This is a genomic window from Streptomyces aureoversilis (genome assembly GCF_042657885.1).
Lineage (GTDB): Bacteria > Actinomycetota > Actinomycetes > Streptomycetales > Streptomycetaceae > Streptomyces > Streptomyces aureoversilis.
This window is the reverse complement of the sequence record NZ_JBHSKJ010000007.1, coordinates 195590-217139: the sequence shown is the minus strand read 5'-3', so window position 1 is coordinate 217139 and position 21550 is coordinate 195590. Positions and strand designations below refer to the sequence as shown.

Here is a 21550-nt window from a genome sequence, read left to right as displayed (position 1 = left end):
GTGAACACGACCGATGACACGACCGCGAACGCCGCCGGCGACCTGCTCGCCCGGGTGCTGGGCCCCCGGCCGCCCGCCTTCGCCCTCCTCCACCGCCCCGAGTCCACCGGACCGGGCGCCGTCGAACTCCTCCTGGGCGAGATCTCCCGGCCGGAGACCGTGGCGTCCATCCCCCTGCAGGACGCCCCCACCGGGGCGGCACCCCGCGGGGCCTCGCACGACGTCCTGGCGATCGTGCCGTACCGCCAGATCGCCGAACGGGGCTTCCGCGGCGCGGACGACGGCGCCCCGCTGCTCGCCATGACCGTCACCCACCAGGCCGTCCTGCCCCTCGCCGAGGTCCTCGCCCGGACCCCCGAGACGCCGATCACCCTGTCCGGCGGGCACTTCGACATGGACGACGAGGCGTACGCGGACACCGTCCGCCGGGTCGTCGCCGACGAGATCGGCGAGGGCGAGGGCGCGAACTTCGTCATCAAGCGCTCCTTCCTCGCCGGCATCGACGGCTACACCCCCGCCCACGCCCTGACCTTCTTCCGCCGCCTCCTGGAGCGCGAGTCCGGCGCCTACTGGACCTTCGTCGTGCACACGGGCGAGCGCACGTTCGTGGGCGCCACGCCCGAGCGCCACATCAGCGTCCGCGGCGGCACCGCCGTGATGAACCCCATCAGCGGCACCTACCGCTACCCGGCCGCCGGGCCCAGCCTGCCCGAGGTCATGGACTTCCTCGCCGACCGCAAGGAGGCCGACGAGCTGTACATGGTCGTCGACGAGGAACTGAAGATGATGGCCCGCATCTGCGCGGGCGGCGGCCGCGTCGTGGGCCCGTACCTCAAGGAGATGGCGCGCCTCGCCCACACCGAGTACTTCATCGAGGGCACCACCGACCGCGACCCGCGCGAGATCCTGCGCGAGACGATGTTCGCGCCCACCGTCACCGGCAGCCCGCTGGAGAGCGCCTGCCGGGTCATCGACCGCTACGAGCCCCAGGGCCGCGGCTACTACAGCGGCATCCTCGCCCTCGTCGGGCGCGACGCGCACGGCGAGCGCACCCTGGACTCGTCGATCCTCATCCGCACCGCGGACATCGACCGCACCGGCGGCGTGCGGATCGGGGTGGGCGCCACCCTCGTACGCCACTCCGACCCCGCCTCCGAGGTCGCCGAGACCCGCGCCAAGGCCGCCGGGCTGATCTCCGCCCTGGAGTCCGGCGGCGCCGCCCGGTTCGGCGGCCACCCGAGCGTCCGCGCCGCCCTGGAACAGCGCAACGACAGCATCGCCGGCTTCTGGCTCGCCCAGGAGGCCGACCGGGCGCTCACCGCACCCGGCCTGGCCGGGCGGCGCGTCCTGGTCGTCGACGCCGAGGACACCTTCACCTCCATGATCGGCCACCAGCTGCGCGCCATGGGGCTGACGGTGACGGTCAGGCGCTTCGACGAGCCGTACGTCTTCGGCGGGCACGACCTCGTCGTGATGGGGCCCGGCCCCGGCGACCCGCGCGACGGCCGCCACCCCAAGATCGCCCATCTGCGGGGCGCCGTCCGCGCCCTCCTGGACGAGCGGCGGCCCTTCCTCGCCGTCTGCCTCAGCCACCAGGTGCTCTCCCTCGCCCTCGGCTTCGAACTCGTCCGCCGGGACGTCCCCAACCAGGGCGTCCAGCGCGAGATCGACCTCTTCGGCAGCCGCGAGCGCGTCGGCTTCTACAACACCTTCGCCGCACGCAGCGACCGCGACAGCGTGGACGTGGAGGGCATCGGCACGGTCGGCGTCAGCCGCGATCCGCTCACCGGCGAGGTGCACGCGCTGCGCGGGCCCCACTTCGCCTCCATGCAGTTCCACGCGGAATCGGTCCTCACTCAAGGAGGACCGCGCATCGTGGGCGGACTGCTCGCCGCTCTCGCTCCGGAGGTGCCCGTCGCATGAACCCCGCCCAGATCACCGAAGTCCCCGTCGCCGCGGGCGACGGTGCCGCCCGCGGCGGCTACGTCCTCGCCGAGGCCCACGACGCGGACCTGGCCGCCGCGGCCCCCGACGTCGTCCTCGTCGCCGCGGGCGGCGAGGTGCCGACCGCCCTGGACGCCCGCCGCATCCTGCAGCGCGAGGGCATCGCCACCCGCGTGGTGTCGATGCCCTGCGCCGCCTGGTTCCACCGGCAGAGCAGCGCCTACCGCGACGCCGTCCTGCCGCCCGGCGCGCCCGCCACCGTCTCGGTGGGGGCGGCCGCGGAAGTGGGCCGGTACCAGCTCCTCGGCGGAACCGGCGAGCACGTGTGCCTGGACCACTTCGACACCGGCACGCCCGGTCAGGGCCCGTACGGCCAGGGTCTCTACGGCCAGGGTCTGTACGGCCACCACGGCCTCACCCCGGAACGGGTGGCGGCCGCGGCCCGGGCGGCCCTGTCCCGCGCCACGGGAAGAGGCCGGCCGTGACGCCCGTGGACGGCCGCGGCGGCGGCTGCGGCCGCGAGGGGGTGGGTGCCGCCCCGTCGACCCCTGCACGCGGACCGGGCCCGGCCGGGGGTTCTGCGAACGGCCCGGCCGGGGCCGACGGGGGTCCGAACGGGCAGGGCCCGGCCCGGCCTCCGAACGGAACCGACGACGCAGGCGCCGCGGGCACGGTGAGGCCCCGCGGCGCCGACGGCGCTCGGGGCGGTCCGGCCCGGTCTCCGGAGGGAGCGGACAGTGGCAGGGCTGCGCACGGGCGGCGCCCGGCCGCGGCTCCGGGCAGGCCCGGCGCAGCCGATGACGTTTCCGGTGGCACGGCCCGGGCTTCGGGTGGGCCCCGTGCCAGCGGTGCTGCTTCGGGCGGGTCTCGTACTGCCGGTGGTGCTTCGGGTGGGTCCTGCGCTGCCCGTGCCGCCTCGGGCGAGCCCCGTGCCGGCGGCTCCGTGGTCGGCGGGTCCGGGGTGACCGGGGTTTCCGTGTGGCTCGACGGGCTCGCCCGGCAGCGGCTGGCGAGCGGCCGGCTGGCCGCGCTGGCCCGGCAGGGGCGCATCGCCGGTGTCGTCTCCGACCCGGCCTTCCTCGCCCGGTCCCTGACCCGCGGCCCGTACTACACGGGCCAGCTCGGCGACCTCGCCGAGCGCGGCATCCCCGCCGAGCGGGCCCTGAAGGCCCTGGCCGTCCACGACATCCGGTGGGCCTGCGACATCCTGCGGCCCGTCCACGAGGCGACCGCGGGCGTCGACGGGCTCGTCTCCGTGAGCCTCGACCCCCGCCTCGCCCACGACAGCGAGGCCACCCTCGCCGAGGCCCGCGCACTGTGGCGGGCCGTCGACCGCCGCAACGCCATGCTCGGCATCCCCGCCACCTCCGCCGGCCTCACGGCCCTCAGCGCCTGTCTCGCCGAGGGCATCAACGTCAACGCCACCCTCGTCCTGTCCGCCGCGCGCCACCGGCAGGCCGGCGAGGCCTACCTGGAGGGGCTGGAGCGGGCGCGCGCCGCAGGGCGTCACCTCCCCGCGCTCGCGTCGGTCGCCTCCTTCCCCGTCAGCCGCATCGACGCCGCCGTCGACGCCCTGCTCGACCGCGAGGGCACCCTGGAGGCCAGGGCGATGCGCGGCGCCACCGCCGTAGCGGTCGCCCGGCAGCTCCACGAACAGTACGAGCGCACGCTGGACGAGCCCCGGTGGCACGCCCTGGCCGCCCACGGGGCCCGCCCGCAGCGGCTGTTGTGGACCGCGACGGCCGTCTCCGGCCCCGGTCTCCTGCCCACGCGCTACGCCGCCCCGCTGCTGACGCGCGGCACGGTGACGGCCGTCCCGGAGGACCTGCTGGACGAACTGGGGGCGGTACCGGCCGGTCCCCCGCCCGGTGCCGGTGCGTACGCCGCCGCCGGGCGGCTGCTCGGGCACCTGGAGTGGTTCGGCATCGACCACGGCGAACTGGCCCTGCGCCTGGAGTCCGAGGCGCTCAAGGAGCTCAACGACGCCTGGCATCAGCTCCTGGACGAGGTCACGCTGGCCCTCGACGGAGCGTCCGCGCCCCGCTGAGGCGCCGGCGGCACGGTCCCGTGCGCAGTCCGCACGGGACCGCGCGGCGCCCGTACCGGCCTGCCCTCTTCCCGCACGGGGCTGCTCTCCGCTTCCCTTACGGGGCTGCTCTCGACGCGTACAAGCCCGCTCTCCGCGCGTACGGGCCCGCTCTCTTCGCCCACGCGCGCGTGCAGCTCCCGCACCGACCTGCGCTGCTCCTCCATGATGGCCACCGCCTCGAACGTGGCGTCGACCAGCTCGCACAGCGCCCGCACCGCCTCACCGTCGGTCATCTCACCCGCGGCGTCGAGCCGCTGGTGCGCCCGGCGGATGGCCACGGGCGGGTGCTCGACCGTGATCGCCTCGCAGCTGTCCAGCAGGTCGAACAGTGCCGGCTGGGCATCGATGCCTCCCCGCCCGCCGGGCGAGGCGCTCAGGACGGCGGCCACCCTTCCGGTGAGCGGGCTCGCACCGTCCGGGCGGGAGAGCCAGTCGAGGGCGTTCTTCAGCACGCCGGGCACCGCGCCGTTGTAGCAGGGCGTGCTGATCATCAGGGCGTCGGCGCCTGCGACCAGCGCGCGGGCGGCGGCCACGGCCGGGGTCGTCCCCGTGCCCTCCATGTCGCCGTTGTAGAACGGCAGCCGGCCGATCGGCAGCGAGACCACCGAGGCGGCCGGACGGGTCCGTCCGATGATGCGGCGTACGGCCCTGAGCGCCGCCGAGTTCACCGATGCGGCGCGCAGACTGCCCGAGATCAGTACCACCTTGGTCATGTCGGTCCCCGCTTCTCCGTCGGAGGCCCCGGCGCGGCGCCGGCGCGGGCCGCGGCGAACGGCGGCCCTCCGGCCCTGCCGGACGGTCCGAGGGTAGATCGACGCAGGGCGGCGCGCCCCCGCCCCGGGGCCCGTCTGTCAGGTCACCCGGCCCCGTACGGACCCGACTTGACGCACTGGCGGGCGGGCTGACGCACTCCGCCGCCGCGCGTTGGCCCGGCCGCGCGGACGGCCCAGGATGGCAGGCACCCGGGCCGTGGGGAGACCCCCGGAACGGCCCCACGGCCCGAGGGTCAACGGTTCGAGTGCCAATGGTCCGAGTGCCAATAGGTCCCCGGGGCACCGGCCCCGAGCCAACGGCCCACGGGGCAATGTCCCCGCAGGACGAAGGCCCACGGGGCAACGGTCCGCGGGGCCAACGGCCCGCGGATCAGTGATCCGACGGTCAGCAGTCGGCGGGTCGGCGGGTCGGCGGGCCGGCAGAACCAGCGGACCTGACGATCTGCGGGGCAGCGGTCCGCGAGGGCAGCGCCCCCCGATACACCTGCCGGAACCGCACCGCACCGCACCACATCCCCCCGCACGGGAGTAAGGAGCACGCGGCCCATGCCGAACACCGCCGTCATCCAGGGCCCCGCGGGGCCGGCCGACCCCTCCGCCGGCCGGTCGGGCCCCGAGGGCCCACTCGTCGGGCCGCCCGTCGCAGCCGCGGCCGCATGGGACACCGCCGCCCTCGACCTGGACGCCTACCTCGCCAGGACCGGCCTGACCGGTCTGACCAACCTGACCGGGGCGGCCAACCTGACCGGCCTCGCCGGGCCCACCCGCCCCAACGGCCCCACCCCCGTCCACCCCCTCCCGCCGACCGCCGCGACGCTGCGCGCCCTCCAGCGCGCCCACACCGCCGCCGTCAGTTTCGAGAACGTCGACGTCCTCCTCGGCCGGGACATGCCGCTCGACACCGACGCACTCCAGCGCAAACTGGTCCGCGCGCGGCGCGGCGGCTACTGCTTCGAGCAGAACCTCCTCTTCGCCGCCGTCCTCGAACGCCTCGGCTTCCCCGTCGTCCGCCACCTCGCCCGCGTCCGCCGCGGCAGCACCCGCGTGCGCCGCCGCTCCCACGCGACGCTCGTCGTCGAGGCGGACGGCCGCCCCTGGCTCTGCGACGCCGGCTTCGGCGACGAAGGCCCCCTCGAACCCGTACCGCTCACCCCCGGCGCCACGGTCACCACCGGCGACTGGACCTGGCGCCTGGACCTCGAACCGGCGGCGGCGGGCCGCGGCGCGTCCGCCGTCCCGGAGCAGTGGGTCCTGCGCTCCCTGCACCCCGACGGCTGGTTCGACGTCTACTCCCTGCGCCTGGAGCACCACGTCCCCGACGACTTCGAGGCCGCCCACCACTGGACGTCCCACCACCCCCGCTCGCCCTTCACCGGCCGCCTCGTCGCCCAGCGCGGCGACGACCACGTCCGCCACACGCTCACCGACCGCACCCTCGCCGCCTGCTACGCCGACGGCCGCCTCCTGCGCACCGAACTCGCCCCCGACGAGGTCGGCCCCGTCCTGCGCGGCACCTTCGGCATCGTCCTCACCGCCGAGGAGTCCGTCCTGCTGCAGCGGCACGCCGCATCGTGGACGGCCTCATGAAAGGCCTCCGCCTCGGGCTGATCCCGGAGCGCGCGGCCGCCGCGCACGGCTCCGTGCCGGTCACGCTCGACCACGACCTCGACGCGCTGCCCGGCACGGGCCGCCGGCTCACCTACACCGGCCTCGCCGGGCACGTGGACGACCTGGCGGCCCGGCTGTGGGCGGCCGGCGTGCGCCCCACCGAGCACGTCGCCGTCCACAAGGCCGCGAACTTCGACATCTACCTGCTGGCCTGCGCCGCCGCCCGCATCGGGGCCGTTCCCGTCCTGCTCTCCCCGGAGCTCGACGGCGCCACGGCCGGCGCCCTGCTGCGCCGGCTGTGCGGCTCGCAGAACCCCCGCCGCCCGCACCACCCGCACCGCCCACATCGCCCGCACCGCCCACACCTGCTCACCGACGACGACAAGCTGCGCACGTGCCTGGCGCCGCTCGACCTGGCCGACGTCGCCGCCACGGTCCTCACCACCGGCCCCGCCCGCCCCGGCTGCACCTCCCTCGCCGCCCTGGCCGGTGCGCCGCGCCGCGCCCCCGTGCTCCTGCCCGCGGACCGCCCCGCACTGATGACCCACACCTCCGGCACCACCGGCCTGCCCAAGCTCGTGGTGCACACGGCGGCCGGCCTGTACGGCCGGTACGCACCGCAGTGCGCGCTCGCCGCCCTGATCCGCACGCCCGAGACCTACGCGGCGCACCTCAGCCCCGTCCACTCGCGGATGTACCTGGCGCTCGCCGTCGCGCTGCCCAAGGGCATGCCCCTGGTCATCGTGGGCGACCCCGGCCCGGCGCACGTCGCGGACCTCTTCGCCCGTACCCGCCCCGGCTTCGTCGAGACCCACCCCAACTCCTTCGTGGCCTGGGAGGAACTGGCGGACGACCCGCGCGAACCCCTCGCCACGGTCCGGTACTTCAGCTCCACCTTCGACGCCCTCCACCCGCCCACCATGCGCAGGCTGCTGCTCGCCTCGCGCCGCGCCTCCCCGCGGTTCTTCCAGTTCTACGGGCAGAGCGAGTGCGGTCCGCTCTCCGGCCGCTGGTACACCCCGCGCACCGTCCACCGGGCCGACGGCCGCTGCCTGGGCCTGCCCCTGCCCGGCGTCCGCGTGCGCCTCGCCGCCCCCGGCGGGCGCCGCCCCACGCGAGAACGCCCCGGCGCCATCGAGGTGCGCGCCCCGGGCCGGGCCACCGGCTACTTCGCCGAACCCGAGCGCTTCGCGCGCCAGCTGCACGACGGGTGGTGGCGCACCGGCGACGTCGGCTACCGCACCCGGTTCGGCTGCCTGCACCTGCTCGACCGCGAGGTCGACGTCCTCCCCGCCGTCGGCTCCACCCTCGAAGTCGAGGACCGGCTGATGGACCGGCTGCCCGAACTCGCCGAGGTCGTCCTCGTGCCCGGGCCCCGCAAGGAGCCCGTCCCCGTGGTCTGCACCCGCGGCGACGCGCCCCTCGACGCCGGCCGCTGGGCCTCCGCCGCCGCCGAGTGGCCGCAGCTCGCCGGGCCCGTGCAACTGCCCCTGTCCGCGCTGCCCCGCACCGCCACCATGAAGGTGCGCCGCCTGGAACTCGCCCGCAGGCTGGGTGGGGGCGAGGACGTGGGTAAGGGCGTGGACGTGGGCGAGGGTGCGGAGCAGACGCCGTGACCCCGGCAGGGGACGGGGACGGGTCCGGTGCCGCCGTGCTCGTCACCGGCGCCGGCCCCACCGGGCTCCTCGCCGCCTGCGAACTCCTGCGCCGCGGCGTGCCCGTGCGCCTCGTCGACTGCGCCCCGCACCCCGCGCACACCCCCAGGGCGCTGTCCCTGTGGCCCCGCGCGCTCGGCATCCTCGACGACCTCGGCATCGGCGACGACGTGCGCGCCGCGTCCGTACGCATCGACGCCTACCGCTACTTCACGGGCGGCCGGCCCCTCGCCGCCTTCGCGTTCCCCGCCGGCTGCGCGGCCCGCAACCTTCCGCAGTACGAGACGGAACGGCTGCTCACCCGGCGGCTGCACGAGCTCGGCGGCAGCGTCGAACGGGGCGTGCGGCTGGCGGACTTCTCCCAGGACGACGACACGGTGCGGGTGCTCCTGCGCCACCCCGGCGGTCGCGAGGAGACGTGGCGCACGCCGTACCTCCTGGGCGCCGACGGCGCGAGCAGCACCGTCCGCGACCGGCTCGGGACGCCCTTCGAAGGCACCACCTACCCGATGTCCTTCGCCCTCCTCGACACCCGCGTCGAAGGACACCTGCCGCCCGGCGAGATCCACTACTACCAGGCCCCGTCCGGCACCCTCGTGATCGTGCCCCTGCCCGGCGGCGTCTTCCGCATCCTGACCGCCCTGCCCGCCGGAGTGTCTGCCGGAGCGTCCGCCCCCGGCGTCCCCGCCGTGCAAGCCCTGCTCGACGCGCGCGGGCCGGGCGGGGGCGGCGTACGCATCACCGAGCCCGTCCACCAGGCCGTCTTCCGCGTCCACGCACGCCGGGCCCGCAGCCTGCGGCACGGCCGCGTCCACCTCCTCGGCGACGCCGCGCACATCCACAGCCCCGCGGGCGGCCAGGGCATGAACAACGGCCTCCAGGACGCGCACAACCTCGCCTGGAAACTCGCCGCGGTCCTCCACGGCGACTCCCCGGCCTCCGTCCTCGCCGACTACGGCCCCGAGCGCGCCGAAGCCACCCGGCGCATCGTGCGCGACACGGACCTGCAGACGCGGGCGTGGATGGCGGACGGGCGGGTGCGGGTCGCGGCCCGCGACGCCGCGTTCCGGCTCCTGGATCGGACGGGGGTGGTCACGCGCTTCTACGCGCCCGTCATGGCGGGGCACCGCCTCGCGTACCGGCCGCGGCGCGCCACGCAGGAGCCGGCCCGCCCGGCGGCCTGCCGCCTGCGGGGCGGCGTACGGGCCGGGGCCCTGTTCCCCCGCGGGGTCGCCCTCGCCCACGGCATCAGCGGCCCGGCCACGGACCCGTCGGAGTGGGCCCTGGCCCTGATCCTCCGCCCGGGAACGCCCCCGGCGTGGGCGGTGGAGGCCACCCAACTGGCCTCCACCCACCGCCGCATACGCCCGTACCACCTTCCCCTGGCCACGACAGCCCCGGTCACCCACTGCCATCACCCGGGCTACTACCTGATCCGCCCGGACGGCCACATAGCGGCCCACGGCCACGCCCACGACACCCCAAACCTGCAGACAGAGCTGGCCCACGCCACGGAGCCTTCCCCCTGACCGGGGCCGTCCGGCACGGCAACGGTTCAGGGGTACGGTCCCCTTGGCGCCCCACGGTCAGCCGGCTTGAAGGGTGCCACTCGCCCTCTTCCGCCCGCCGCGACGCCGATCGGCCACGACGGTGGCCCCCGGCGGCACCGAGCCCACCTGTGCCGCTGGCCCGCGCCGTGGCGGCGGGTCCAAGGGGGGCAGGCACCGCTTGCCCGATCGGCCGTGGTGCGCCGTGGCCGGGTGAAGGGTGCTGCCCGCGCCCTTCTGTCCGCCGCGACGGCGATCGGCCACGATGCTGGTGTTCGGCGGTGCCGAGCCCACCTGTGCCGGCCGGTTCGGCACCGCCGGTCCGCGCCGTGGTGGTTGTTCGCCGCGGCGGCGGGTTCAAGGGCTGTGGGCACCGCTTGCCCGGTCGGCTGTGGTCTGCCGTGGCCGGGTGAAGGAGGGACGTTCCCCTGGCCGTTGGGGTGCGGTCTGGGTGAAGGGCGCTGTCCGCGCCCTTCTTTCCGCCGCGATGGTGATCGGCCACGACGTTGGTGTCCGGCGGTGCCGAGCCCACCTGTGCCGGCCGGTTCGGCACCGCCGGTCCGCGCCATGGTGGTTGTTCGCCGCGGCGGCGGGTTCAAGGGGGGCGGGCGCCGCTTGCCCGGTCGGCCGTGGCCGGGTGAAGGGGCTGTCCGCACCCTTCTTTCCGCCGCGACGGTGATCGGCCACGGCGGTGGCGTTCGGCGGTGCCGAGCTCACCCCGTGACCCTGTTCGGCACCGTCACCCCGCGCCTGGTCAAGGGTGTACGGGCTCACCCGAGCCCGCCCGGTACCGCCGGGCCGTCGGTGCCGTCTCGCGGCGGGCGTACGCCGTCCACGTGATCGCCGCGCACAGGGCGTAGAGGCCGAGGAGGCCCCAGAGGGCGGGAGCCGGGGAGCCGGCGTCGTAGGCGGCGCCCAGGGAGAGGCCGATCGCGGCGGCACCGAGCGCGCCGGCCGGGCCGGTGAGGGCGGCGGCGCCGGCGGTGCGCCGGCGGGCGGCCGCGAAGGCGGTCCTCGCGTCCTGGCCGGAGAGGATGGCCTCTCCGGCCCGCGCCGCGAACACCGCGGGGGCGACCGTCACGACGGCACCGGCACCCACGCCCCCGAGAACGATGAGCACCGCGAACGCGGCGCCGAACACCCCCGCGGAGCCCCGCGAGGACGCCGCGGCGAGCACGGCCGTACCCACCGCCATCCCCGACAGGCTCCCCAGCGTGACCCGTGCCCCGCCCCACCGCCCTGCCAGCCACCCGCCGCAGGGCCGGGCGGCCGCGCCGAGCAGCGTGGCCGGCAGCGCGCAGGCGAGGGCCACGAGGGCGGAGACGCCGAACTCGTGCCGCAGCACCAGCCCGAAGGCGAGCCCGTAGCCGGTGAACGAGCCGACGGTGGCGAGGAACAGCAGCGGCAGCCACACCGAGTGCGGATCCGTACCGGCCCTGCGCCGCGCCCCCGCCCCGGCGTCCGCGTCGGCGACTCGCCCCGGCAGGTTGTCCATCCGCAGCGCGGCCACCAGTGCCGCCAGTACGGTCAGCGGGATGTGGACGGCGGCGATCAGCGCGGGGGAGGAGCCGCCCGCGGTCACGGCGGCGAGCAGCCCGGCGAGTTGGGCGGAGGCGAGCCCGAGGTCGCCCCCGGCGGTCGCGAGGGCGAGGGCCCGCGCCCGGGCGCGCCGCGGGTAGGAGGCGGCGGCGCCGGCCGGGGAGGCCGCGGCGGCGTCACCGGCGCCGGCGGTCGCGGCGGCGGCCAGGAGGAGCCACAGCGGCGCGCCGGGCCGCTGCAGGACGTACACGGCGGCGAGCCCGGGCAGGGCCAGGGCGGCCGTGGTGACGGCGGTACGGTCCCGTCCGCCCAGCCGGGCGAAGGCGCGCCCGGCGGCCGGGCGCAGCGCCGCCCCGGCGACCACGGGCGTCACGAGCAGCAGGAACTTCTCGCCCGGACCGGGCCCGGCCACCGCCCCGCCGCCCGCCGGCAGGAACAGCACGATCACCGGCCACATGCCGCGGACGGACAGCCCCAGGTGCCCGCAGACCGCCGCCAGCAGCAGGTTGCGCCGGGCCACGTGCTGCCCGCCCCGGGCCCAGAAGCCCGGGTCGTCGGCGTCCCACTGCTCGGCCCAAGGGGGTGACGGCGCCGCTCGGTTCGACATCTCTCCTCATCCCTCGGCCCTCGCGGGACGGGCCTGTCGACCCTGTCAGACGGCCCGCTCGACGGCTGCCCGTTCGACGATGTCCTTGATGCGGGACAGCGACGCGGCCACGTCGTCGGCGAGCTTGCGGTTCCACTCGGCGGTGAACCGCCGCTGCCCGTCCGGGCCCAGCTGCCGGAAGATCTTCGCGAGCCCTTCGGTGGGCCGGCCGAGCCGGTAGCGGTGGACGAGCAGGCAACCGTCCCCGGCGGCCTCGAACTCGTACGTCCAGGTGCTGTCCTGGCGGCGCCCGGCGCTGTCGCGGACGACCCACTGGAACAGGCGCCCGGGCTCGGCGGCCACGACCTCGGATTCGGTGGTCCAGGGGCCGCGGACGATCGGCGCCCAGGGCACGACGTCCGCTCCGCGGTGGTTCTCGCCGCGGAAGACGGCGCCGACCGTGCGCGGCGTCCCGGACACCCACCGGCCGCCGGTGCACTCGCGGCTCCACTCGCCGCTGCGGGCGAGCTCGCTGACCGTGTCGTAGACGGCGTCCGGCGCGGCCGCGACGAGGATGCGGGCCTGCACCCGGAGGATCGCGTCGGCGTCGGCGGCCTTGGCAGCCTCGGTGTCCTCGGTGGCTGGGGGAGTCATAGGTACCAGGGTGCGCGGGCCTGCGGGCCCCGGGCAATGGCGGCCCGACGGATGAGTCAGGTCCCGGGCGCCCCCCCCGTACGGCTCCCCGTTCTCCGTTTCCGTTCTCCGTTTCCGTTCTTCGTGGCGCCGGACCTCAGATCGTCAAGAGCAGCCTGCGCCCGCGGAGTTCGCCGCCCTCCATGCGGCGGTGCGCCTCGGCGGCGGCCGCGAGCGGCAGCCGTTCGACGGCCCGCGCCCGGAGCCGGCCCGTGGCGGCCAGCCGTCCCACGACCCCCGCCGCCTCGGCGAGCTCGGCAGTGGACGCGTGGGAGATCGCGAACCCCACCACCGCCCCGCCCTTCTGGTACAGCGGCCCCACGGGGAGTACGGGCCGGGCGGCGACGCCTGCCAGCAGCACGATCCGGCCGCGCGGCGCGAGCAGGGTTACGGCGGCGTCCAGGTCGTGCCCGCCGTGGGTGGCGACGTGCACGTCGACGCCGCCGGGCGCGGCCGCCGCGAGGCGCCCGGCGAGCCCGGGGCCGGTGAGCCCGTGGTCGGCGTAGTCGAGGACCTCGCCGGCGCCGAGCGAGCGCACGTACTCCGCGTCGCGTGCCGCGGCCGTGGCCACGACCCGGGCGCCCGCCCACACGGCCAGCGTCACCAGCGCACTGCCCACGTTCCCGGCGGCCCCGCCGACGAACACGGTCCCGCCGGCCCGCAGCCCGCCGTGGGTGAACAGCGCGAGGTAGGCCGTGACGGCGGGATGGGCGACCGCGACGACGTCCTCGGGCCGCGCCCCGGCCGGCAGCGGGTAGAGCCGGTCGGCGGGGACTACGGCCTGTTCGGCGGCGGCCCCCTGCCGGCCGCAGTGCCCGAGGCTGTTGCACCACACCGGGTCGCCGGGGGCGAACCCGGGCGCGCCCGGCCCGGCCTCGGCGACCGTCCCCACCAGGTCCCGGCCGATCACGAAGGGGAAGGGCAGCGCCGTCCGGAAGCGCCCCGAGCGGACGAGGGCGTCGACGGGGTTGACGGTCGTGGCGGCGACGTCGACCAGGACGTCGGTGGGGCCCGGCCCGGGCCGCGGGGCGGGGAGCTCGCCGACCACGATCTCCTCCGGCGGGCCGAGCCGATCGATGTAGGCGGCGCGCATGCCGCCCACTGTGGCACGGGGCGGCGGGCGGGGGAGGGGGCCGGATGAGGGCTGTTGACGGTATGTCATCTCACGCCGTCCCGGCGGCGGAGACCTGACGGACCGCGTGCCCGCACGTTGACCCCCGTCGTCCGCCGACGGCCAGATGAGACCAGAGGAAAACCGTGCGGAATCCGCCGCACCGCAACCGTTCGCGTACCGCCTGTACCGCCCGTTACTGCAACCGTTCGCGTACCGCCCGCACCGCCGCACCGCCGTGCATCCCCGCCCGGGAGTCCCCTCAGAACGGAGGAGCATACGCATGAGCAGCAGCAGTCGTATCGAGGTCGGCATCGTCGGTGCCGGCCCACGGGGACTGTCCGTTCTGGAGCGGCTGTGCGCCAACGAGCGCGCCGCGCCCTCGCACTCCGCGGTGACCGTGCACGTCGTCGACCCCTCCGCGCCCGGTGCGGGCACCGTGTGGCGCACCGACCAGTCCCCCCACCTGCTGATGAACACCGTGGCCTCGCAGATCACCGTGTACACGGACGACAGCGCCCGGATCGAGGGCCCGGTCGAGCCGGGACCCAGCCTGTACGAGTGGGCGCGAGGCGTCGCCGCCGACGGGGCAGGTGGGGCGAACGGGGCCGACGGGGCGGACAGGGCCGACGGGGCAGACGGGGACAGCGAGAACAACGGGCAGTACGACCCCGCCACCCTCGCCGAGGCCCGCGCCCTGGGGCCGGACGCCTACCCCACCCGCGCCTTCTACGGCCGCTACCTCCACGACAGCTTCCGGCGGATCGCCGCCCGCGCCCCCGCGCACGTGACCGTCGAGGTCCACCGTTCGCGCGCGGTCGCCATGGCCGACATCGAGGGCATCACCGGCGGCCCCCAGGGCATCCGCCTGGAGGACGGCACGCGCCTCAACCGGCTCGACGCCGTCGTCATGGCGCTCGGGCACGTGCCCGCCCAGCTGTCCGCCCGGGAGGCCCGTACGGCGTCGCTGGCCCGCATCCACCACCTCGACTACGTCACGCCCGTCAACCCCGCCGACCTCGACCTCGGGCACATCGCGCCCGGGCAGCCCGTCCTGCTGCGCGGCCTGGGCCTGAACTTCTTCGACTACATGGCCCTGTTCACCGCCGGGCGCGGCGGTACGTTCGTCCGTGAGGGCGGCCGGGGCCGGGTCGTCTACCGCCCGTCGGGCGCGGAGCCGCGGCTGTACGCCTTCTCCCGGCGCGGCGTCCCGTACCACGCGCGCGGCGAGAACGAGAAGGGCGCCCACGGCCGCCACCGGCCCCGGCTGCTCACCGCCCGCTACATCGCCGGCCTGCGCGAGCGCGCCGGGCGCGGGGGCCCCGTGCGCTTCGGCACCGACCTGTGGCCGCTGATCGCCGGCGAGGTGGAGAGCGTCTACTACGGCACGCTGCTGGAGCGGCTCGGCCGGGCGGGCGAACGGAAGGAGTTCACGGGGCGCTACCTGGCGCTGGAGAAGGACGACGAGCGCGCGGAGCTCCTCGACGCCTTCGGCATCGCCCCCGCCGACCGCTGGGACTGGCAGCGCCTCGCCAGACCGTACGGGGATCGCGCGTTCACCGGCCGTGCCGACTTCCACGCCTGGCTCCTGGAGTACCTGCGCGCGGACGTGCGGGCCGCCCGCGAGGGCAACGTCAGCGGGCCCCTGAAGGCGGCCCTGGACGTCCTGCGCGACCTGCGCAACGAGATCCGGCTCGCCGTCGACCACGGCGGCCTCGAGGGCGACTCCCACCGGGACGACCTCGAAGGCTGGTACACCCCCCTCAACGCCTTCCTCTCCATCGGCCCGCCGGCCTCCCGCATCGAGGAGATGGCCGCCCTCATCGAGGCAGGCGTCCTGGTCGTCACCGGCCCCGGCACCGTCGTCCGCCTGGAGGTCGCCGGCCCCGACGGGCCCGCCTTCGCCGCCGACTGCCCGGCCGTGCCCGGGCCGCCCGTCCGCTCCCGCGTGCTCATCGAGGCCCGGCTGCCCGAACCGGACCTGCGCCGCACCGCCGACCCCCTCCTGCGCCACCTCCTGAACACCGATCAGATCACCACCTACCGCATCCCCACGGCCACCGGCACGGGCTACGAGACCGGCGGGCTGGCCGTCACCGAGCGCCCGTACCACGTCCTCGACGGCCGCGGCCGGCCCCACCCGCGCCGCTTCGCCTACGGGGTGCCCACGGAGTCCGTGCACTGGGTGACGGCGGCGGGCATCCGCCCGGGCGTCGACTCGGTGACCCTGGGCGACGCGGACGCCATCGCCCGCGCGGTCCTGTCCCTCCCCCCGATAGCCCACGTCCCCCCGGCTCTCCGCCCCCCGACCCCGGACGCGACCCCGGAAGGAGTGATCGTATGACCGGCACCGGAGGGAACACGGCCCCTCGCGAGACGACCCGGACGAGCCCGACCCAAGACCGCCGCGTCGCCGGCGGACCTGCGCCCGCCCACGAGCCAGCAGCCGCCCCCGCCCAAGAGCCGCCCGCCCCCACGAATCCGCCGCCACGGTGCGTAACCCCGGCGGTGGAGTCCGGCGGTGCCGTGCCTGCTGCGGCCGCCGGTTGGGCGCCGCCGGGCGCCGCCGTTGTGGCTGGTCGCCGCCGCGGCGGCGGTGGCGATACGGCCGCTCGTGAGACGGCAGCCGGGCCCGGCCAGTCAGCGCCCGCCCCCACGAACCCGCCGCCACGGCGCGCAACCCCCGCGACGGAGCCCGGCGGTGCCGTATCCGCATCCGCCGGGACCGCATCCGTATCCGCCGTATCCCTATCCGCCGGGACCGGTTCGGCGCCGCCCGACGGCGCCGCCGTCCCGGTCATCGACGCCGGGCTCCTCTCGCCCGTCAGGGTCGGCACAGCCGTCGAGGAGGTCACCGCCGATACCGCCTGGCTGCAGGCCATGCTCGATGCCGAGGCCGCTCTCGCCCGGGCGCAGGCCCGTCTCGGGGCCGTGCCCGCCGTGGCCGCGGAGGCCGTCACCCGGTGCGCGCGGGCCGGGCGGCTCGACGTGCGGGCCCTGGCCCTGGCGGCCCGTGAGACGGCCAACCCCGTCGTCGGCCTCGTCCAGGCGCTCACCCGTCTCGTCGCCGCCGACACCCCCGAGGCCGCCGCCTACGTGCACCGCGGCTCCACCAGCCAGGACATCCTGGACACCGGCGCCATGCTGGTAGCGGACCGCACCCTGCGTATCGCCCGCGCCGACCTGACCCGTACCGCCGAGGCGCTGGCCGTCCTCGCGGCCCGGCACCGGGACACCGTCATGGCGGGCCGCACGCTCACCCTGCACGCCGTGCCCACCACTTTCGGGCTGAAGGCGGCCGGCTGGCGGCAGCTCGTCCTCGACGCGGAGGCACGGCTCGGCCGGGTGCACGAGAGTCTGCCGGTCTCGCTGGGCGGCGCGGCGGGCACGCTCGCCGGCTACCTGGAGCACGCCCGGCTCGACGGCGTCGCGGGCACCGGCGACGGCAGCTACGCCGACCGGCTCGTGGACGCGTTCGCCGCCGAGACGGGCCTGGCCCGCCCCGCCCTGCCGTGGCACGCGCTGCGCACCCCGGTCGCCGACCTCGCCGCGGCCCTCGCCTTCACCGCGGGCGCCCTCGGCAAGATCGCGGCCGATGTGCAGTCGCTGGCGCGCACGGAGGTCGGCGAGGTCGCCGAGCCGGGCGGCGGCCCGGCCGGGCGCGGCGGCTCCTCTGCCATGCCGCACAAGCGCAACCCCGTGCTCGCCACCCTGATCCGCAGCGCGGCGCTGCAGGTCCCCGCGCTGGCCGGTGCCCTGACGCAGTGCCTGGCGGCCGAGGACGAGCGGTCGGCCGGCGCCTGGCACGCGGAGTGGCAGCTGCTGCGCGAGTGCCTCCGCCTCTCCGGCGGGGCCGCCCGCACCGCCGCCGAACTGGCCGGCGGCCTGGACGTGCGGGCGGACCGCATGCGCGCCAACCTCGCCCTGACGGGCGCACAGATCGTCTCGGAGCGGCTCGCGGCGGTCCTCGCGCCGCGCATCGGCAGGGCCGAGGCCAGGCGGCTGCTGACGGAGGCGTCGGCCGAAGCGGCCGCCGGTGGCCGGGAACTGCAGGCGGTTCTCGCCGAGAATCCATTACTGGACGGTCACTTCACCGCGGCCGAACTGGCGGCCCTGTGCGACCCCGCCGACTACACCGGCGCCGCAGGCCCGCTGGTGGACCGCGCATTGTGGCCCTGACAACACATCACGCGAATCACCTGCGTTTTTCCTCCGCCTTCCGTACCCTCACCCGAGGCCCGCGGAAGGCGGATGCGTGTTCGGTCATCCACGGGCGAAGATCGGCCAAGCGGGCAGCGCCGTGGTTAGGATGATCGGCGTATTCCGCTTCTGGACGGGACGTCAGGGACCACGGCCCCGTCCAGCCGTCCGCATGCCCCCTGCGTCCACGAGGAATTGATGTCACATCACATACCGGACGTAGTGACCTGGTGCCTGGCCGCCGCACTGATCGCCGTCGCGGTCCTGCTGGTGCGCCAGCGGGGGATCGCCGCGGCCCTGCGGCTGCGCGCCACCACGCTGGAGGAGGGGCAGCGGGCGCGCGACAGCGAACTCGGGCACCTGGTCACCGTCCGGCTCCCCGCCGTCACGGCCTCCATGAACCAGCCGGTGCCGCTGCCCGGCCTGCTCGACGAACAGCTCACGGGCACCGTCTTCGCACACGGCCTGCAGTCGGTGATGGACACCTTCACCCAGGCCGTCGACAAGGCGCAGGCCCGCGCCGACCAGTCCGCGAAGGCCGCCCTCAAGGCCTCCATGCGCGCGCTCCAGGGCCTCGCCCACGAGCAGCAGCTGGCCATCTCCGACATGCAGGACCGGCACGACAACCCCGACGTGCTGCGCGACCTGCTGCAGATCGACCACGCCAACTCCCAGTTCGGCCGCCGCGCCCAGGCCATCGCCGTCCTGTGCGGCTCCTGGCCGGGCCGGCAGCGCGCCGCCTCCCCGCTCACCGACGTCGTCCGCGGCGCCACGTCCCGCATCCGCGACTACCGGCGCGTCCAGGTCCACAGCCAGGCCGACCTCGCCGTCGTCAGCCGCGCCGTGGAGCCCGTCGTCCTCGCCGTCGCCGAGCTCCTCGACAACGCCGCCCGCCACTCCCAGCCCAACACCACCGTCGAGGTCGGCCTGCAGCCCGTGCACAACGGCGCCTGCATCGTCATCGACGACGCCGGGGTCGGCATGGACGGCCAGGAGACCCAGCGGGCCGGCGCCCTGCTGTCCGGCCGCGCCGCCGTCGACGTCTCCCGCCTCGGCGACCCGCCGCAGTTCGGCTTCCCCGTCATCGGCGTGCTCGCCGCGCGCTACGGGTTCAGCGTCTCCGTCGACACCCGCTCGCCCTACGGCGGCGTCCGGGCCGTGCTGTTCCTCCCCAGCACCCTGCTCACCCAGCTCGACATCGACGGGCCCGGCACCACGCCGCTGCGGCCCCCGGGCGCGGGTGCGGGCGCGGGCTCGTACGCGGCGGACCGCACCGCCGCGACGCGGCCCCCCGGACGTACGCCCGTCCCGGACTTCCCCGACTTCCCGGAGGCCTCGGCCGCCGCTTTCCCGGAGAGCTCCGCGCGAGGGCCCGAGGGGCAGGGCGGCTTCCCGGAGACTTCCGTCCGCGGGCCCGAGGCCCCCGGCGGTTTCCCGGAGGCTTCCGCTCGTAACCGCGAGGGACGGGCCGCCGGTTTCCCGGAGGCTTCCGCTCGCAACCGCGAGGCGCCGACCGGCTTCCCGGAGACCTCCGCCCGTAGCCCCGAGGCGGAGGCCGGCTTCCCCGGCATGCCCGGCGGCAGCCGCGGTGGCTCCGACGGCCCCCTCGGCGGTGGCCCCGTCCCCGGCCGTGGCCCCGTCCCCGGCGGCGGTCCCGTGGCCGGTGCCGGCCCGGGCGCCGACGGCGGCGCGGTCTCCGGAGGCGGCTTCCTCCCCGGCGGCGCCCCCGCCTCCGGTGACGGCTCCCTCCCCGGAGGGGCACCCGTTCCCGGTTCCGTGGGCTCCACCGCCGGAGGCCTCCCCAAGCGCCGCCGCCGGCAGCCGTCCCCCGACGGCCGCCGTGGCCGCCCCGCGCCCCTGCCTGCCGAGTCGCCCGCACCGGGCGCCCCCGGCAGCGGGCCCGCCGCCCCCGAGCGCACCGCCGAGGAGACCGCCCGCCGCATGGGCGCCTTCGCGCGCGGCACCCGCGCGGGCCGCACCCCCGCCGCAGGCACCCCCGTCGGCCCGCCGCACGGGGCCCCGGAACCGGACGCCGCCCACCCCTTTGCCCAGGCCCCCGCCCCCGTAGACGACGAAGGGAACCCCCACGCGTGAACGACCACCTCAACAACGAGCTCGGCTGGATGCTGGACGAGGTCGTCAAGATGCCCGAAGCCCGGCACGCGATCCTCCTGTCCTCGGACGGCATGCTGCGCGCCCGCTCCCAGGGCATCGAGCGCGACGAGGCCGAGCGCCAGGCCGCGGCCCTCTCGGGCCTGCAGTCGATCAGCCGCTCCACGTCCGAGTTCTGCACCCACCAGGCGCAGCAGGACAACCCGTGGCGGCAGACGCTCGTCGAGTTCGCCCACGGCTACGTCTTCCTCATCGCCGCGGGACCCGGCGCCTACCTCGCCGTCTCCGCCACCGAGCACGTCGACATGGAAGCGGTCACGTACCGCATGCAGAAGCTCGTCGACCGGCTCGGCAAGGAGCTGACCAGCCCGCCCCGCGCGGGCAACGCGGGCATCGCGGGCAACTGGCAGGGCTCGGGCGCCCCGGCATGACCCCGCCCACGCCGAGGCACGAGCGAGGGTTAGTGCGCCCGTACGTCGTCACCGACGGCCGCGCCCACCCGACCCGCAACACCTTCGACCTGGTCACCCTGGTCCTGGCCCAGTACGACCGGCCGCTCACCGGGCTCAGCCCCGAGAAGCGCCGGCTCATGGAACTCTGCCTCGGCGGCCCGCTGTCGGTCGCCGAGATCGCCGGGCACCTCATGCTGCCCGTCAGCGTCACCAAGGTGCTGCTCGGCGACCTCGTCGACAGCGGCCACCTCATCACCCGGGCCCCCATCCCCTCGGCACAACTCCCCGAGGCCCAGATCCTGCAGGAGGTGCTGGATGGACTCCGCGCTCGCCTCTGAGCCAGCTCCCGACGGAGACCTCTATCTGCGCCGCACCGTGCGCACCGCCGCGAAACTCCTCGTCGTCGGCCACTTCGCGGTCGGCAAGACCACTTTCGTCGGCTCGCTGTCGGAGATCCGGCCGCTGCGCACCGAAGAGACCATGACCCAGGCCGGTGCGAGCGTCGACGACCTCGCCGGCATCGAGGGCAAGACCACCACCACGGTCGCCATGGACTTCGGCCGGCTCACCCTCAGCGACAGCCTCGTGCTCTACCTCTTCGGCGCGCCCGGCCAGCAGCGCTTCACGCGGCTGTGGCAGGACATGACCCACGGCGCGCTCGGCGCGCTCGTCCTGGCCGACACCCGCCGCCTGGAGCAGTCCTTCGACGTCATGGGCCTCCTGGAGGAGCTCGGCCTGCCGTACGCGGTGGCCGTCAACCACTTCGAGGGCGCGCCGGTGTACCCCGAGGAGGAGATCCGCGAGGCGCTCGACCTGCTCCCCGAGACGCCGCTGGTCACGTGCGACGCCCGCGACCGGGTGTCCTCCACCCGCGCGCTCATCTCCCTCGTCGAGTACCTGCAGCGGCGCACCGTAGTACGGGAGCACGTGTGAACCACCGTCCCGACGCGTGGGGGACGGGAGGGGAACCCACCCCCGCCCCGATCCCCCCACCGGGCTGCCCGGCCCACCGGGGCCCGACCCGACCGGGCCCTGCGCCGCAGGGCTCGGGGATCCATGAGCCCATGCCGCAGGACCCTGCGCACCAGGGCTTCATGCCGCAGGACGCGGTGCACCAGGGCACCATGCCGCAGGGCTCCGCGTACCCGGCCGCTGCCCATCAGGGCCCCGGACAGTCGAGCCCCGGCCACCAGAGCCACATCCAGCAGGACCCTGTGCACCAAAACTCCGGGCATCAAGGC

Annotated in this window: 15 protein-coding genes and 1 pseudogene; 12 read left to right on the top strand and 4 right to left on the bottom strand. The window is 76.2% G+C overall.

Translation table 11 applies throughout. The annotated features are described in order from the left end of the window. The 3 genes from ACFPP6_RS14735 to tal all read left to right on the top strand — a co-directional run bounded on the left by ACFPP6_RS14735 (position 1) and on the right by tal (position 3991). On the top strand, positions 1–1923 hold the full coding sequence (locus ACFPP6_RS14735) for an anthranilate synthase family protein (protein WP_382041475.1): 1923 nt from the start codon (positions 1–3) through the stop codon (positions 1921–1923). Beyond that, positions 1920–2429, top strand: coding sequence for a transketolase-like TK C-terminal-containing protein (locus ACFPP6_RS14730; protein ID WP_382041472.1), 510 nt, complete (start codon positions 1920–1922; stop codon positions 2427–2429). The genes ACFPP6_RS14735 and ACFPP6_RS14730 overlap by 4 nt, the downstream gene beginning before the upstream one ends. 476 nt (positions 2430–2905) lie before the next feature. Then, a complete protein-coding gene (gene tal / locus ACFPP6_RS14725; RefSeq protein WP_382041469.1) occupies positions 2906–3991 on the top strand; it encodes a transaldolase in 1086 nt (361 codons plus the stop codon). Here the strand turns inward: tal and ACFPP6_RS14720 are convergent. Continuing rightward, a complete protein-coding gene (locus ACFPP6_RS14720; protein ID WP_382041466.1) occupies positions 3937–4746 on the bottom strand; it encodes an NADPH-dependent FMN reductase in 810 nt (269 codons plus the stop codon). The two genes, tal and ACFPP6_RS14720, sit on opposite strands and share 55 nt — an antisense overlap. 606 nt (positions 4747–5352) lie before the next feature. Here ACFPP6_RS14720 and ACFPP6_RS14715 point away from each other — a divergent pair. The 3 genes from ACFPP6_RS14715 to ACFPP6_RS14705 are packed head-to-tail and all read left to right on the top strand — an operon-like array spanning position 5353 to position 9598. Continuing rightward, positions 5353–6393: an arylamine N-acetyltransferase family protein gene (locus ACFPP6_RS14715; protein ID WP_382041463.1), complete on the top strand. Its 1041-nt coding sequence runs from the start codon at positions 5353–5355 to the stop codon at positions 6391–6393. Next, positions 6390–8030: a class I adenylate-forming enzyme family protein gene (locus tag ACFPP6_RS14710; RefSeq protein ID WP_382041460.1), complete on the top strand. Its 1641-nt coding sequence runs from the start codon at positions 6390–6392 to the stop codon at positions 8028–8030. The genes ACFPP6_RS14715 and ACFPP6_RS14710 overlap by 4 nt, the downstream gene beginning before the upstream one ends. After that, positions 8027–9598: an FAD-dependent monooxygenase gene (locus ACFPP6_RS14705; RefSeq protein ID WP_382041458.1), complete on the top strand. Its 1572-nt coding sequence runs from the start codon at positions 8027–8029 to the stop codon at positions 9596–9598. The genes ACFPP6_RS14710 and ACFPP6_RS14705 overlap by 4 nt, the downstream gene beginning before the upstream one ends. 772 nt (positions 9599–10370) lie before the next feature. Here ACFPP6_RS14705 and ACFPP6_RS14700 read toward each other — a convergent pair. From ACFPP6_RS14700 to ACFPP6_RS14690, 3 genes are all read right to left on the bottom strand, one after another. Next, positions 10371–11762 (bottom strand): MFS transporter, encoded by a 1392-nt coding sequence (locus ACFPP6_RS14700; RefSeq protein ID WP_382041456.1) that lies wholly within the window; start codon positions 11760–11762, stop codon positions 10371–10373. Between the two features lie 45 nt (positions 11763–11807). Then, entirely contained in the window at positions 11808–12395 is a 588-nt protein-coding gene (locus tag ACFPP6_RS14695; protein WP_382041453.1) for an SRPBCC family protein, read from the bottom strand. Between the two features lie 136 nt (positions 12396–12531). After that, entirely contained in the window at positions 12532–13527 is a 996-nt protein-coding gene (locus ACFPP6_RS14690; protein WP_382041450.1) for an NADPH:quinone reductase, read from the bottom strand. Positions 13528–13828: 301 nt separating this feature from the next. Between ACFPP6_RS14690 and ACFPP6_RS14685 the strand changes: the two genes are divergently transcribed. From ACFPP6_RS14685 to ACFPP6_RS14660, 6 genes and pseudogenes are all read left to right on the top strand, one after another. Further along, a complete protein-coding gene (locus ACFPP6_RS14685; protein WP_382041448.1) occupies positions 13829–15889 on the top strand; it encodes an FAD/NAD(P)-binding protein in 2061 nt (686 codons plus the stop codon). A 455-nt stretch (positions 15890–16344) separates the two neighbouring features. Then, positions 16345–17724, top strand: a complete 1380-nt coding sequence (locus tag ACFPP6_RS14680; RefSeq protein ID WP_465269376.1) for a nitrosuccinate lyase — start codon at positions 16345–16347, stop codon at positions 17722–17724. Between the two features lie 219 nt (positions 17725–17943). Next, positions 17944–18966 (top strand): annotated as a pseudogene (locus ACFPP6_RS36655) (ATP-binding protein); the annotation flags it as partial. An 869-nt stretch (positions 18967–19835) separates the two neighbouring features. Beyond that, complete coding sequence (locus tag ACFPP6_RS14670) at positions 19836–20288, top strand: roadblock/LC7 domain-containing protein (RefSeq protein ID WP_382041439.1); 453 nt, start codon at positions 19836–19838, stop codon at positions 20286–20288. Further along, on the top strand, positions 20285–20647 hold the full coding sequence (locus ACFPP6_RS14665) for a DUF742 domain-containing protein (protein WP_058042179.1): 363 nt from the start codon (positions 20285–20287) through the stop codon (positions 20645–20647). Before ACFPP6_RS14670 ends, ACFPP6_RS14665 begins: the two co-directional genes overlap by 4 nt. After that, the gene (locus ACFPP6_RS14660) at positions 20625–21242 is read left to right on the top strand and encodes a GTP-binding protein (RefSeq protein WP_382041436.1); all 618 of its coding nucleotides are present in this window, start codon (positions 20625–20627) and stop codon (positions 21240–21242) included. Before ACFPP6_RS14665 ends, ACFPP6_RS14660 begins: the two co-directional genes overlap by 23 nt. Positions 21243–21550 lie beyond the last annotated feature (308 nt).